Source organism: Mycobacterium sp. NGS49, from assembly GCF_059812565.1.
Map to the genome: position 1 here is coordinate 1 of NZ_JCALCX010000064.1, position 14,322 is coordinate 14,322.

A 14,322-nucleotide genomic window follows, 5' to 3' on the forward strand; every position below is an offset into this window, starting at 1 on the left:
CAACTCGAACACATGTTCGATGCTACCAGAAAACCGCCGCGCGGACTCCCAGCTCACCACCGCGGCTTGCCAACCGGCAGGCTAAATTACTAGGATATGCAAGTATCCACCTGATGACTTCACTTCCGGACTTTGGGACCACCATGACCACGCAGATTTCGCATTTCATCGACGGGCGGCGCAGCGCCGGTCAGTCCGCCCGCACCGCCGACGTCCTCAACCCGAGCACCGGGGAGGTGCAGGCCACCGTGCCCATGGCATCCAAGGCGGACGTCGACGCCGTGGTTGCTTCCGCGGTCGAGGCCCAAAAGGGCTGGGCCGCTTGGAATCCCCAGCGCCGGGCGCGGGTTCTGATGAAATTCGTCGACCTGGTCAACAGCAACATCGACGAGCTCGCCGAACTATTGTCGCTCGAACACGGCAAGACACTGCCGGACGCGAAAGGCGACATCCAGCGCGGCATCGAGGTGATCGAGTTCTGCATCGGCATCCCGCACCTGCTCAAGGGCGACTACACCGAGGGCGCGGGGCCAGGCATCGACGTCTACTCGTTGCGCCAGCCGCTGGGCGTGGTCGCCGGCATCACGCCGTTCAATTTCCCCGCGATGATTCCGCTGTGGAAGGCCGGTCCGGCGCTGGCGTGCGGGAACGCGTTCGTGCTCAAGCCGAGTGAACGCGATCCCTCGGTTCCGGTGCGTCTGGCCGAGATCTTCCTCGAAGCGGGTCTGCCACCCGGGGTGTTTCAGGTCGTACACGGCGACAAGGAGGCCGTCGACGCCATCCTGGCGCATCCCGACATCCAGGCGGTGGGTTTCGTCGGCAGTTCGGACATCGCGCAATACATCTATTCGGGTGCCGCGGCCACCGGCAAACGTGCACAGTGCTTCGGCGGTGCCAAGAACCACATGATCGTCATGCCCGACGCCGATCTCGACCAGGCCGTCGACGCGCTGATCGGCGCCGGCTACGGTAGCGCCGGCGAGCGTTGTATGGCAATCAGTGTCGCCGTGCCGGTCGGGGAGAAGACCGCGGAACGGTTGCGGGCCAGGTTGATTGAGCGAGTCAACGGCCTGCGCGTCGGGCACAGCCTGGACCCCAAAGCCGACTATGGCCCCCTGGTCACCGAGGCCGCACTCACCCGGGTGCGTGACTACATCGCCCAAGGCGTGGACGCGGGAGCGGAACTGGTCATCGACGGGCGCGAACGTGCCAGCGACGACCTGACTTTCGGCGATGCCAACCTTGAAAACGGCTTCTTCATCGGCCCCACCCTGTTCGATCACGTGACGCCGCAGATGTCGATCTACACCGACGAGATCTTCGGGCCGGTGCTGTGCATCGTCCGCGCCCATGACTACGAAGAAGCCTTGCGGCTGCCCTCCGAACACGAATACGGCAACGGCGTGGCCGTATTCACCCGCGATGGCGACACCGCACGCGACTTCGTCTCCCGGGTGCAGGTCGGCATGGTCGGCGTGAATGTCCCGATCCCGGTTCCGGTGGCCTACCACACCTTCGGCGGCTGGAAGCGCTCGGGCTTCGGCGATCTCAACCAACACGGGCCGGCGTCGATCCAGTTCTACACCAAGACCAAGACCGTGACCTCGCGCTGGCCGTCGGGCATCAAAGATGGTGCCGAATTCGTCATCCCGACAATGAATTAGCGCCATGTTTACCCTCAACGACGAAGAACGGGTGATCACCGAGACGGCGGCGGCCTTCGCCGAGAAACGGATGGCCCCGCACGCGCTGGAATGGGATGCCGCCAAGCATTTTCCCACCGATGTGCTGCGCGAAGCCGCCGAACTCGGGATGGCAGCCATCTATTGCCGCGAGGATGTGGGCGGCAGCGGGTTGCGCCGCCTGGACGGAGTGCGCATCTTCGAGCAGTTGGCCATCGCCGACCCGGTCACCGCCGCGTTCCTGTCCATCCACAACATGTGCGCCTGGATGATCGACCGCTTCGGCACCGACGAGCAGCGCAAGTCCTGGGTGCCGCGACTGGCGTCGATGGACGTCATCGCCAGCTACTGCCTGACCGAGCCCGGTGCGGGCTCCGACGCCGGCGCGCTGAGCACCCGCGCGGTCAAGCAGGGCCCGGAAAAGAACGCAGATTACGTGCTCGACGGCGTCAAGCAGTTCATCTCCGGCGCCGGGGCTTCCGACGTGTACGTGGTCATGGCCAGGACGGGCAACGAGGGCCCGCGTGGCATCTCGGCCTTCGTCATCGAAAAGGGCGCTGCGGGAATGAGTTTCGGCGCACTCGAGGAGAAGATGGGCTGGCATGCACAACCCACCGCGCAGGTGGTCCTCGACGGGGTACGGGTGCCGGCGGACGCGATGCTGGGCGGCGCCGACGGCGAGGGCACCGGGTTCGGCATCGCGATGAACGGCCTCAACGGCGGCCGGCTCAACATCGCCGCCTGCTCCCTGGGCGGCGCGCAGTCCGCCTTCGACAAGGCCGGCGCCTATGTCCGCGAACGTCAGGCGTTCGGCTCTGCCCTGCTCGACGAACCCACCATCCGGTTCACCCTGGCCGATATGGCGACCGGACTGGAGACGTCGCGACTGATGCTGTGGCGGGCTGCGGCTGCGTTGGACGAGGACGCCGCCGACAAGGTCGAGTTGTGCGCGATGGCCAAGCGCTACGTCACCGACACCTGCTACGAGGTGGCCGACACGGCGTTACAGCTGCACGGCGGCTACGGCTACCTGCGCGAGTACGGTCTGGAAAAGATCGTCCGCGACCTGCGGGTGCATCGGATCCTGGAAGGGACCAACGAAATCATGCGGGTGGTCGTCGGCCGAGCCGAGGCAGCCCGCTTTCGGGCCAGCGCCTAGAAGGGCACCATGACAACACGTCTCGCGATCGCGTTCCTGGGGCTGGGCAACATGGGAGCGCCCATGTCGGCGAATCTCATCGGCGCGGGCCATCTGGTGCGCGGCTACGATCCGGTGCCCGCGGCGGCATCGGCCGCGGCCGACAAGGGCGCGACGATGTTCGGTACCGCCGGCGAAGCGGTAGACGGGGCCGATGTCGTCATCACCATGCTGCCCAGCGGCGAGGTGGTGAAACGCTGCTACGCCGAGGTGCTGCCGGCGGCGCCGACGGGAGCATTGTTCATCGACAGCTCCACCATCTCGGTCAACGACGCTCGCGAGGCCCACGAGATGGCTCTGGCCCACGGCATGCGGCAACTGGACGCACCCGTGTCCGGTGGCGTCAAGGGTGCGACGGCCGGGACATTGGCGTTCATGGTTGGCGGCGAGACCGACGCTCTGGAACGCGCCCGTCCGGTATTGGAACCCATGGCGGGCAAGATCATTCACTGCGGTGCGGCCGGCTCCGGACAGGCCGCCAAGGTGTGCAACAACATGGTGCTGGCCGTGCAGCAGATCGCGATAGGCGAAGCGTTCGTGCTGGCCGAGAAGCTCGGCCTGTCCGCCCAGTCGCTGTTCGATGTGATCACCGGCGCGACCGGCAACTGCTGGGCGGTGCACACCAACTGCCCCGTGCCAGGACCGGTTCCGACATCGCCGGCCAACAACGACTTCAAACCTGGTTTCGCGGCGGCATTGATGAACAAGGACCTGGGCCTGGCGATGGACGCGGTGACCTCCACCGGTTCGGCCGCGCCGCTGGGCACCCACGCCGCACAGATCTACGCTGAATTCGCCGCCTCCCATGGCGACAAAGACTTCAGCGCGGTGATCGAGACGCTGCGCGGCGGGTGAGTCTCCGGGGACTAGGTCAGCCCTACGCCCGGCACCACACCGCTCCCGCCCCGCCCGCCGAAACCCTGGTTCTGTCCGTTCCGAGGTGGCAGCATCAGAAGTCGCCGGCGTTGCGTCGCAACGTCTCGATGGACGACACCAGGGCTTGCGACTCCGCGGCATTCATCCCGATATCAGCGAAGACCTGCTCGTTGAGCGTGACGGTGGCGTCCTCGACCGTCGAACGGCCCAGCTCGGTGATCTGCACCAGCGTCGTCCGTCCGTCGGTGGGGTGCGGCACCCGCTGTACCAGCCCGTCGGCCTCCAGCCGCCGGATCGCGTGGGTGACGCTGGTGACGTGCACCTGCAGTCGGTTCGACGCTTTGGTGATCGGCAGGGCTCCGGTACGACTGAACGCCAGCAGACGCAACAGCTCGTAGCGCGAGAAGCTCAGATCATAAGGGCGCAGCGCCGTTTCCACGCGGGCCAACAGGATCTGGTGTGCACGCATCACCGAGGTCACCGCGACCATCCCCTGCGACACCTCACCCCAGCCGGCGCGTTCCCAGTTGGACCGCGCGGCGGCGATCGGATCGCGCTGGTGCGAGTCGGCCACGCCCTTTCTTACCGCATCGGCGCGAACTACATCGAACGCTCGAGCAGAACCTGGCCGTTCTCGGCGGCGACCACCTGTACCGACGCGATCTGCTCCAGCGGAGTCGAGATGCTGCCGGCCGGGTTCGCGGTGTGACCGGGTTCAGCCACCCAGGTCGCCAGCCGAGTCTGGCTGCCGTCACGGCCCACCACCACCATGGCAAGCGTGTCGTGGTGGGCGTCCGGTGGAGCCAGGCAGTAACACTGCAGGTTGATGAAGGTTCCCCAGCGTTCGCTGGACAGCGAAATCGTGGACGTCAACAGCTTGGTGCCTACCTGGGCCATCGGCTGCGACGAGGTGGCCGGCTGCGTGTAGGAGCCGACGTAACCGTTGACGCCCACCAGCACACCGACTCCCAGCACCACGGCCGCGGCGGCCGAAGCCAGCCAAGTCAGCCGGGTGCGGCGGCGCCGCCAGCGCACCATCTGCAGCAACGACGGCAACAGCTCCGGCGTAACGGGCGCAGGCCCCGCCGCGTTGATCGCTGCCACGTCTTCGCGGCTGAGCTGTGAAAGCAGCGCCGGTATGCCGCTGAGTTCTGCGACGGCTTCCCGGCAGGACGCACAGTCCGCCAGATGAGTTTCGAATTCGCGCCGCTCGGCGCCCGACAGCGACCCCAACACATACGCGGCGTCCCACGTCGCGTAGCGGTGCGTGTCGCCGGGCGGATCCTGTCGCACCGACCCCGTCATGTCATCCACCTCCTGTCACACTCGAGCTTCTGGAATCCCGTCATCGCGTGACTCCCAGTTCCTGCAGAGTGAGTCGCAGTGCGCGCACGGCGTAGTGCAGGCGCGACTTCACGGTTCCCTCTGCAATATTCAGATCGTTGGCAATTTGAGCGGTGGTCCAGCCGCGGTAATACGACCGCTCGATCACGGCTCGGTGTTCCGCGGACAGTTGGGCCATCGCCTCGGCGATAAGCAGCCTGTCCAGCGCCGCGTTCACCTCGTCCGGTGTCGACTGTTCCGGCGCGCCATCCTCGTCGGTTGACCCGACGACGTTGCGGAAACGGGCACTGCGGCGATCGTCGATGATCATGTTGCGAGCCACTGTGAACAGCCATGCCCGAGCTGATCGCTCCGTGTCGCCGATGACTTCTGGATGCTGCCAAGCCCGCAGCAGCGTCTCCTGAACGACATCCTCGGACTGACTGGCATCACCGGTCAATCGCAATGCGTACCGCCACAGCACAGCGGCGTGCTCGTCGTACAGCGCCTTCATCAGAGCGGCTTCAGCAGCCCCGGACGCGCCTCGAATGCCGGCCATCCGAGCCACTCGATCACCTCCCGCCTACTCTTACGAGTCGAGCAGGTGCTTGGTTCAATGACGCCGCAGGCTTCGCCGTGGCGAGCGCTGCCCGGTCACAGCGTCAGGATGCGCGGCCCGTCCTCGGTCGCCGCCACCGTGTGCTCCCAGTGCGCTGCGCGCGACCCGTCGACGGTGGTCACCGTCCACTGGTCGTCGAGGACGACCGTCTTTCCGGTTCCCAGCGTCAGCATCGGTTCGATGGCCAGCACCGAGCCGGGCGCCAGCAACGGACCCCGCCCAGGCGAGCCTTCATTGGGCAGGAACGGGTCCAGGTGCATCTGGCGGCCGATGCCGTGGCCGCCGTAGCCCTCGACGATGCCGAACGCGCGGTTGTAGCGGGCGGCGGCGGTCCGAGTCCCCGTTTCGATGGCATGCGCGACGTCGGTCAGGCGATTACCGGGCACCATCGCCGCGATGCCGGCCTCCAGTGACTCCCTGGTCGCCTGCGAAAGCGCTGCGTCGGCGGGGATCAGGTTGCCGACACCGAAGGTGACGGCCGCGTCGCCGTGCCAGCCGTCCAGGACCGCGCCGCAGTCGATGGACACCAGGTCGCCGTGGACCAGCACTTCGGCGGCGGACGGGATGCCGTGCACGACGCGGTCATTGACGGACGAGCAGATCGTGGCCGGGTAGCCGTGGTAGCCGAGGAAGGACGGGACGGCGCCCGCTTCGCGGATCACCGACTCGGCGATCTCGTCGAGACTCAGCGTGGACACGCCGGCGACCGCGGCCGCTTGGACCGCCTTGAGCGCGGCGGCGACGACTGCGCCGGCGGCAGCCATCGCATCGAGTTCACCGGCAGTGCGCTGAGGTACTACTCTGCGGCCCCGCAGCCGTGCCAGGGCACCCATGGCTACTTGCCCAGGGCCTGCAACGCGCGAGCGAACACCTCGTCCAGGGTACCGACGGCGTCGACGGTCTTCAGCTCGTCGCGGTAGTAGTCCAACAGCGGCGCGGTCTCGTCTCGGTAGACCTTCATCCGGTTGCGGATGACCTCTTCGGTGTCGTCGGCCCGGCCACGGCCCGTCAGCCGGGTCAGCAGCTCGTCCTCGGACACCCGGAATTCCACCACCGCGTCGATATCGGTGCCGCGGCGTTCCAGCATTTCGTGGAGCGCTTTGGCCTGCTCCACCGATCGCGGATAGCCGTCCAGGATGAAGCCGTTCGCGGCGTCGGGGTGATCCAGCCGATCATCGACGAGTTCGTTGGTGAGGGTCGATGGCACCAGATCACCGGCGTCCAGGTATCGCTTGGCCTCCACGCCGAGCTTGGTTCCTTGTTGGATATTGCTGCGGAACAGTTCGCCGGTGGAGATATGCGGGATCTCCAGCTTTTCGGCCAGCTTCTCGGCTTGCGTTCCTTTGCCCGCCCCGGGCGGCCCCAGCAATACCACTCTCACTTGAGGAACCCTTCATAGTTGCGCTGCATGAGCTGACTTTCGATCTGTTTGACCGTATCCAACCCGACGCCGATCATGATCAAAACCGCGGTACCCCCGAAAGGTAGATTCTGAATCCCGCCGCTGTTGCCCATCTGTAAGAACACGTTCGGCAACACCGAAATCACACCGAGGTAGATCGAGCCGGGCAGGGTAATCCGACTCAGCACAAAGCGCAGATAATCGGCGGTTGGACGCCCGGGCCGAATACCGGGAATGAAGCCGCCGAACTTCTTCATTTCGTCGGCACGTTCGTCGGGGTTGAACGTGATCGAGACGTAGAAGTACGTGAAGAAGATGATCAGCCCGAAATAGATGGCGACGTATACCGGGCTGCTCGGATCCGAAAGGTAGCTGCCGACGAATTTGTCCCACCAGCTGTGGCCGCCACCGCCGCTGCCGCTACGGACCAGCTGGGTGATCAAATTCGGAATGTAGATCAATGAGGACGCGAAAATGACCGGGATGACGCCGGCCTGGTTGACCTTCAGCGGCAGGTAGGTCGAAGTTCCGCCGTACATCCGCCGGCCCACCATGCGCTTGGCGTACTGCACCGGAATTCGTCGCTGGCCCTGCTCGACGAACACCACGCCGACGATGATGATCAGCGCCGCCGCACACACTGCCGCGAAGATCATCCCGCCGCGGCTCTGCAGGATCTGGTTGCCTTCAGCGGGAATGCGGGCGGCGATGCCGACGAAGATCAGCAACGACATGCCGTTGCCGATGCCGCGCTCGGTGATCAGCTCGCCCATCCACATCACCAGGGCGGCGCCGGCGGTCATCACCATCACGATGACGATCTCGGAGAAGATGGTCTGGTTGGCCAGGATGTCCAGCGAGCAGCCCTGCAGCAACCCGCCGTTGGCCGCGAGCGCCACGATGCTGGTGGCCTGCAGGATGGCCAGTGCGATCGCCAGATAACGCGTGTACTGGGTCATCTTGGCCTGCCCGGCCTGGCCCTCTTTCCTGAGCTCTTCGAAGCGCGGGATCACCACGGTGAGCAGCTGCACGATGATGCTGGCGGTGATGTAGGGCATCACGCCCACCGCGAACACGGTCAGCTTGAGCAGCGCGCCGCCGGAGAAGAGATTGATCAGCGAGTAGATCTGACCGGCCTGGCCGCCGCTGGCTTCTTTGATGCACTGCTGCACGTTGGGGAAGTTGACGCCGGGCGACGGTAGGGCGGCGCCGACGCGGTACAGCAGGACGATGCTCAGCGTGAAGAGGATCTTCCGTCTCAGGTCAGCTGTCCGCAGCGATGAGATGAAAGCCGAAAGCACTCTTCCTCCTGCGCAGCCGAACTCTGTCGCGGCATGCCAACCGGGACTGGCCGGCTGGTTCCAATGTCTAGTAGTTCCGGGGTTCATCCCGCGTCACGCGCCCAACACCAGCAGGCCAGGACGTACGGCCTGTCAAGATCCAAGCGCGTCAAACCGTGTACGAGACTAACAGCTGGCGCGCACTGCTCCGTCCAGGGTGGCCTCCGCTCCCCGGAGCGTGCCAGTTCGACGCGGTACAGTTCGGGTGGTTCGTTATATTTGCTAAGTAACAGATCGCACTCTCGGGGAGCACGTCAATGACGCAAATGGGCAGCGCACGATACGAGGGCGACACCTGGGACCTGGCGTCCAGCGTCGGGTTGACGGCCACCATGGTCGCGGCGGCGCGTGCCGTGGCCGCGCGTGACCCGCACGGCGCCGGTGCGGTGGCCACGGATTCGTTTGCCGAGCCGCTGGTCCGCGCGGTGGGCGTCGACTTCTTCTCGCGGCTGGCCAGCGGCGAGCTGGAACTTGCCGAACTGGACGAAGAAACGGCTACCGGCACCGTGCACTTCGCCAACGCGATGGCCGTCCGCACCCGGTTCTTCGACGACTTCTTCAGCTCCGCGACTAACGCCGGCATCCGTCAGGCGGTCATCCTGGCCGCGGGACTGGACTCCCGCGCGTACCGGCTGCCCTGGCCGGCCGGCACCACCGTGTTCGAGGTCGACCAGCCGCAGGTGATCGCTTTCAAGACAGAGACGTTGTCCGGTTTGGGCGCCCAGCCGACCGCCGAACGGCGAACCGTGGCGGTCGACCTTCGCGAGGATTGGCCGACGGCCCTCGCTGCAGCCGGTTTCGACCCCACCCGGCGCACCGCGTGGATCGCCGAGGGATTGTTGGGTTACCTGCCGGCCGAAGCCCAGGACCGGCTGCTCGATCAGATCACTGCGCAAAGCGTGCCGGGAAGCCGGTTCGCGACCGAAGGGCTGCTCGACATCAACGAGCTCAACCAAGAAGAACTGCGCAACCGGATGAAGCGCCAGAACGAGCGGTGGAGCCGCCATGGCCTGGACTTCGACATGGCCGCACTGGTGTATTTCGACGATCGCAGCGACGCCGGAACCTACCTGGCCGCGCGGGGCTGGCAGACCACCAGTCGGCGCAACTCCGAACTGTTTGCCGAGCACGGACTGGTTCCGGCGACCGGGGATGATGCCCCGTTCGGCGAGGTGGTGTACCTGAGTGCGGAGCGCCGTTAACCATGGCGACTACCGAGCGATCCGCCGGGGACAGTTGGGACCTGGCCTCGAGCGTGGGAGCAACCGCGACCATGGTCGCCGCCGCGCGTGCGGTGGCCTCCGCACAGGACGATCCGATTATCAACGACCCCTTCGCGGCGCCCCTGGTGCGGGCGGTCGGGCTCGATTTCTTCACCCGTCTGGTCGACGGCGACCTGCCGATCGACCAGGCGCTGCCTGACGCGGCCGACGGACGCGACCTGCAATTCGAGACCGATTCGATCGCGGTGCGCACCCGCTTCTTCGACGACTTCTTCCTCGACGCCGCCCGAGACGGAATAAGCCAGGCGGTGATTCTGGCCGCCGGGCTGGACGCCCGCGGTTACCGGCTGTCCTGGCCCCGCGGCACGGTGATCTATGAAGTCGACCAACCCCAGGTGATCGAGTTCAAGAATGCGGCCATGTCGGCGCTGGGCGCCACTCCCTCCGCGCACCGCAAGGCGGTCAGCATCGACCTTCGCGACGACTGGCCGAAAGCGTTGCGCCACAGCGGGTTCGACCCCACCAGGGCGACGGCCTGGAGCGCCGAAGGCCTGCTGATGTACCTTCCGCCGGAGGCGCAGGACCTGCTGTTCGACAACATCACCGCGCTCAGCGGACCCGGCAGCAGAATCGCCACCGAATACCATCCCGACTCGGGCGTGCCCATGAGTCAACGCGCGCAGCAGTTCAACCGGCGCTGGGCCAATCTGGGTTGCGACATCAACTTGTCCAACCTGTTCTACGACGGCGAGCGCAACAATGTCGTCGACTATCTGACCGCTGCGGGTTGGACGGTGGGCACCCGGCCGCGACGGGATTTCTACGCCGACTACGGCCGCACCTTTCCCGACGACCCCGCTTCCGCGACCCTGCGCAACATCGTCACCGTGATCGCGAGACGCTGAAGCCGGGTTGTCTCCCTATTCGGGGTTGGCGGCCGGCGCCCGAACCACCATCGGCACCGCCGGGAACGCCCAGGCCATCTCCGAACGAGACTTGCGCAGCGCCGCGGTGCCGTAACCCTTCTTCCGGTGCTCGGGGTGGATCCAGATCCGCACGTTCACCTCACCGTTGAGGAGTTCGCCGAAGACCATGCCGACCTTCTCCCCGGAATCTTCGGCCACGAACCACGCGGCCTCTTCGTCGTGCAGGCGCTTGATCGCCTTACCGATCTCGTCGTCGATGCTGCCGGCGGGTGCGCCGGATCCGTCACCGGCAAACTTGATCTCGTCGGTGCGGGCGGTGAAGATGTCGCGGTCGTGGGCGGGCGAGAAGGAGCGCAGCTCGAGGGTCTCCCCCGAGCTTGCCGGACGCTCGTTGAGCGTGAAGCTGAGTTGCTTGTTCAGGTCGTCGAGTTCGGCCAGGATCTTCGCGCGGGCGTCTTGGGTGAGTTGCTCGAACGACATACTCATAACGGCTTCGGCCGCCAGGTGCGAGGTACCGAGCAACGTGACGATCGCCTCGACCGCCGCAGACTTGTTCTTGGCGTCCACGATGGCGTCGGCGACCTCGTGCCGACGTTCCAACGCGGCGAGCAATGCATCTGCGATCTCTCGACGGGCTGCGGTCTGGTCGTGGTCAGTCATTGCATAAGCGTAGAACGAGCGACTGCGGAACGCGCCACTAGATCAGTCGTGACCCGCTGAGTTCCAGGAAGCGGCGGTACCGATCCCTGGTCGGCCTGACCCAGTCGGGACGCGGCTCGACCACCCGCTCGACCGCGGCCCACCGGGCGGCGTCGGTGATCACCGATTCCAGTCCTACCGCCATCCGGCCGAGGAAGGCGGCTCCCAGGGCCGCCCCTTCAGCCACCGCCGACACCTCGACCGGCCGCCCGGTCGCATCAGCGATGGCCTGCATCCACGGCTGGACGCGGGTGCCGCCGCCCGAGGCGATGATGCGGCGCACCGGCGCACCGCTCAGCTCCAGGATCTGCCGGACGACAAAGCCCGACGCTTCGTAGGCCGCCCGCCGCACCGATGCGGCGTCCTGCGTCAGATCCACTCCCTCGAGGGCCGCGCGGCGGTCCGGATCGTGGAACGGCGTGCGTTCACCGCGGATGTAGGGCAACCACACCGGCACCCGCCGCGGGTCCGCTGTCAACGAATCAGCCGGGGCCACAACGCGATCCACCCAGCCGAGGAACAGACCGCCGGCATTACTGGCACCGCCGATCTGGCTCTTGCCGGCTGCCGTGTGCGGAATGGTCCACAGCCCGGGCACGTGGCGGGCTTCGGAGACGGTTATCCACACGATCAGCGTGGTACCGCATAAAACAAGCACGTCGCCGTCGTGATCGGCGCCTGCGACGATCTGCTCGCATAAGGCGTCCACGGCGCCGACCCCCAGGACCGCCGTGCTTCCGCGCACCCGGCCCACCGGTTTCCCGAACGTCTCGACCCGGGGCATCTGATCGACGGTGGCACCGCAGTCGGCGAGGGCCGCCGTGTTCCAGCCCGTTCCGTCGAACAGCGGCAGCGAGGTGATCGCGGTGGCGAAGTCGATCACCGCCTCGCCGGACAGCGCGTGGTTGGCGACGGCCGGGGCCGGCCAGTACCCGGCCGCGTCGGGCGCCTCGGCGACCGTCCATCGCAGGAACTCGGCGGCCTCGCCCACCGCGGGCACCGGTTGCTCGACGGCATCGGGAACACGTCCGCGGCTGTCGCCGTAGAGCAATCCCGGCGTGAAGGGCCGGCCCTCGGCATCGACTGCGGTCATCGACGGCACCATCGACGAGACGGCCACCGCCTTGGCATCGGATCGGTTCAGCCGATTCAGGGCTGTCACCGGTCCCTCGCGCCACGCCTCTTCGGCGTTGTGCTCCAGCCGGTCGGACGCCGGGACCAACAGCTGATGCGGAATTCGCGCCCGCGCGTGCACCCGGCCGTGCTCGTCGACCGCGACCGCCTTGGCCGCCGTCGTGCCGACGTCGATGCCGATTGTGACGTCTTCGCGTGACACGGGCGCCACGGTACGCCAGCATTGGCATTCGTGACACCTCGTCCACGCGCCCTGGTGACGGCGCCGCTGCGCGGCCCCGGGTTCGACAAGCTGGCGCAGCTGGCCGATGTGGTGTACGACCCCTGGATCGAGCAGACCCCGTTGCGCATCTACAACTCCGAACAACTGGCCGCTCGGATCACCGCCGAGTCGGCCGATATCGTTGTGGTGGAAAGCGATTCGGTCAAAGGTCCGGTATTCGAACTGGGGTTGCGAGCGGTGGCAGCCACCCGAGGGGATCCCAACAACGTCGACATCGCCGCCGCCACGGCGGCCGGCATCCCGGTGCTCAACACCCCGGCCCGCAATGCCGACGCGGTGGCCGAACTGACGGTCGCGCTGCTGCTCGCCGCCACCCGCCAACTGGTCGGCGCCGACTCGGACGTCCGCAGCGGCAACATCTTTCGCGACGGCACCATTCCCTACCAACGGTTCCGCGGCTGGGAGATCGCCGGACTCACCGCCGGGCTGGTGGGCCTGGGTGCGGTCGGCCGGGCCACCGCGTGGCGACTGCGCGGGTTGGGCCTGCGGGTCATCGCGCACGACCCCTACTGCGACGACGCCCGGCACACCATGGAACAGTTGCTGGCGGAATCCGACATCGTCTCCCTGCACGCACCGGTCACCGACGACACCGTCGGGATGGTCGGGTCCGAACAATTCGCCGCGATGCGTGATGGCGTCGTCTTCCTCAATTCCGCGCGGGCCCAACTGCACGACACCGATGCGCTCGTCGAAGCGCTGCGGACCGGCAAGGTTTCGGCCGCCGGCCTGGACCACTTCGCCGGCGAATGGCTGCCGACCGATCATCCGCTGACCGCGATGCCCAATGTCGTGCTGACCCCGCACATCGGCGGCGCCACGTGGAACACTGAGGCCCGGCAGGCACAGCTGGTCGCCGACGACTTGGAGGCGCTGCTGTCCGGCGCCATGCCCGTGCATATCGTCAACCCGGAGGTGCTGGGCTCATGAAATTCGTCGAGGAACCCGAGGAAGCGGTACTGGCGGCCGCCAAGGAGATGCTGCGCCGCGGCCTCGTGGAGGGCACCGCCGGCAACATCTCGGCCCGGCGCTCCGACGGCAATCTGGTGATCACACCGTCGTCTGTCGACTATGCGGACATGATGATCGAGGACCTGGTGCTGGTCGGCCCGGACGGCGCGGTGCTGCAGGCCGGGCAGGGCCGGATGCCCTCGACCGAGATGCAGCTGCACCTGGCGTGCTACCAGGCGTTCGACGACATCGGCAGCGTCATCCACAGCCATCCGGTGTGGGCCACCATGTTTGCCGTGGCCCACCAGCCGATCCCGGCGTGCATCGACGAGTTCGCCGTGTATTGCGGCGGGGACGTGCGCTGCGCGGAGTACGCCGCTTCGGGGACACCCGATGTCGGCGCCAACGCGGTCAAGGCCCTGGAGGGGCGCGGCGCCGCACTGATCGCCAACCACGGCCTGGTGGCCGTGGGACCACGACCCGACAAAGTGCTGCATATCACCGCGCTTGTCGAACGCACCGCCCAAATCGTCTGGGGTGCAAAGGCACTCGGCGGTCCCGTTGCGGTTCCCGAGGAAGTGAACCGCAACTTCGCCGGCGTTTACAGCTACTTGCGCGCCAACTGACCTCGCCTGCCGACTGTGAATTCTGCGACGCGACACGCTG

At 66.6% G+C, this 14,322-nt stretch carries 15 protein-coding genes; 7 read left to right on the top strand and 8 right to left on the bottom strand.

All coding sequences use genetic code 11. The features are described from left to right. The first annotated feature begins 143 nt into the window (after positions 1-143). The 3 genes from AC5Y7D_RS30105 to mmsB are packed head-to-tail and all read left to right on the top strand — an operon-like array spanning position 144 to position 3,735. Positions 144-1,664, top strand: a complete 1,521-nt coding sequence (locus tag AC5Y7D_RS30105) for a CoA-acylating methylmalonate-semialdehyde dehydrogenase (RefSeq protein WP_499929745.1) — start codon at positions 144-146, stop codon at positions 1,662-1,664. Between the two features lie 4 nt (positions 1,665-1,668). Next, positions 1,669-2,841 carry an acyl-CoA dehydrogenase family protein gene (locus AC5Y7D_RS30110; RefSeq protein WP_499929718.1) on the top strand — a complete coding sequence of 391 codons (1,173 nt, stop codon included), beginning with the start codon at positions 1,669-1,671 and terminating at the stop codon, positions 2,839-2,841. 9 nt (positions 2,842-2,850) lie between these two features. After that, the gene (mmsB, locus tag AC5Y7D_RS30115; RefSeq protein ID WP_499929720.1) at positions 2,851-3,735 is read left to right on the top strand and encodes a 3-hydroxyisobutyrate dehydrogenase; all 885 of its coding nucleotides are present in this window, start codon (positions 2,851-2,853) and stop codon (positions 3,733-3,735) included. 94 nt (positions 3,736-3,829) lie between these two features. Here the strand turns inward: mmsB and AC5Y7D_RS30120 are convergent, their stop codons facing one another. The 6 genes from AC5Y7D_RS30120 to secY all read right to left on the bottom strand — a co-directional run bounded on the left by AC5Y7D_RS30120 (position 3,830) and on the right by secY (position 8,401). After that, positions 3,830-4,330, bottom strand: coding sequence for a MarR family transcriptional regulator (locus AC5Y7D_RS30120; protein WP_499929722.1), 501 nt, complete (start codon positions 4,328-4,330; stop codon positions 3,830-3,832). Between the two features lie 26 nt (positions 4,331-4,356). Continuing rightward, positions 4,357-5,061, bottom strand: coding sequence for an anti-sigma factor family protein (locus AC5Y7D_RS30125; protein ID WP_499929724.1), 705 nt, complete (start codon positions 5,059-5,061; stop codon positions 4,357-4,359). A gap of 40 nt (positions 5,062-5,101) precedes the next feature. Beyond that, a complete protein-coding gene (locus AC5Y7D_RS30130; RefSeq protein WP_499929726.1) occupies positions 5,102-5,638 on the bottom strand; it encodes a sigma-70 family RNA polymerase sigma factor in 537 nt (178 codons plus the stop codon). 95 nt (positions 5,639-5,733) lie between these two features. Then, a complete protein-coding gene (gene map, locus AC5Y7D_RS30135; RefSeq protein WP_499929728.1) occupies positions 5,734-6,531 on the bottom strand; it encodes a type I methionyl aminopeptidase in 798 nt (265 codons plus the stop codon). Positions 6,532-6,533: 2 nt separating this feature from the next. Beyond that, complete coding sequence (locus AC5Y7D_RS30140; RefSeq protein WP_499929729.1) at positions 6,534-7,079, bottom strand: adenylate kinase; 546 nt, start codon at positions 7,077-7,079, stop codon at positions 6,534-6,536. After that, positions 7,076-8,401: a preprotein translocase subunit SecY gene (gene secY, locus AC5Y7D_RS30145; RefSeq protein ID WP_499929731.1), complete on the bottom strand. Its 1,326-nt coding sequence runs from the start codon at positions 8,399-8,401 to the stop codon at positions 7,076-7,078. The genes AC5Y7D_RS30140 and secY overlap by 4 nt, the downstream gene beginning before the upstream one ends. Positions 8,402-8,697: 296 nt before the next feature. Between secY and AC5Y7D_RS30150 the strand changes: the two genes are divergently transcribed. Beyond that, the gene (locus tag AC5Y7D_RS30150) at positions 8,698-9,642 is read left to right on the top strand and encodes an SAM-dependent methyltransferase (RefSeq protein ID WP_499929733.1); all 945 of its coding nucleotides are present in this window, start codon (positions 8,698-8,700) and stop codon (positions 9,640-9,642) included. A 2-nt stretch (positions 9,643-9,644) separates the two neighbouring features. Further along, entirely contained in the window at positions 9,645-10,568 is a 924-nt protein-coding gene (locus AC5Y7D_RS30155) for an SAM-dependent methyltransferase (protein WP_499929735.1), read from the top strand. A 15-nt stretch (positions 10,569-10,583) separates the two neighbouring features. Here the strand turns inward: AC5Y7D_RS30155 and AC5Y7D_RS30160 are convergent, their stop codons facing one another. Next, a complete protein-coding gene (locus AC5Y7D_RS30160; protein WP_499929737.1) occupies positions 10,584-11,249 on the bottom strand; it encodes a GNAT family N-acetyltransferase in 666 nt (221 codons plus the stop codon). 37 nt (positions 11,250-11,286) lie between these two features. Beyond that, a complete protein-coding gene (locus AC5Y7D_RS30165; protein WP_499929739.1) occupies positions 11,287-12,624 on the bottom strand; it encodes a xylulokinase in 1,338 nt (445 codons plus the stop codon). A 30-nt stretch (positions 12,625-12,654) separates the two neighbouring features. Here AC5Y7D_RS30165 and AC5Y7D_RS30170 point away from each other — a divergent pair, with 30 nt between their 5' ends. After that, a complete protein-coding gene (locus tag AC5Y7D_RS30170) occupies positions 12,655-13,635 on the top strand; it encodes an NAD(P)-dependent oxidoreductase (RefSeq protein WP_499929741.1) in 981 nt (326 codons plus the stop codon). Next, entirely contained in the window at positions 13,632-14,282 is a 651-nt protein-coding gene (locus AC5Y7D_RS30175) for an L-fuculose-phosphate aldolase (RefSeq protein WP_499929743.1), read from the top strand. Before AC5Y7D_RS30170 ends, AC5Y7D_RS30175 begins: the two co-directional genes overlap by 4 nt. The last annotated feature ends 40 nt before the right edge of the window (positions 14,283-14,322 follow it).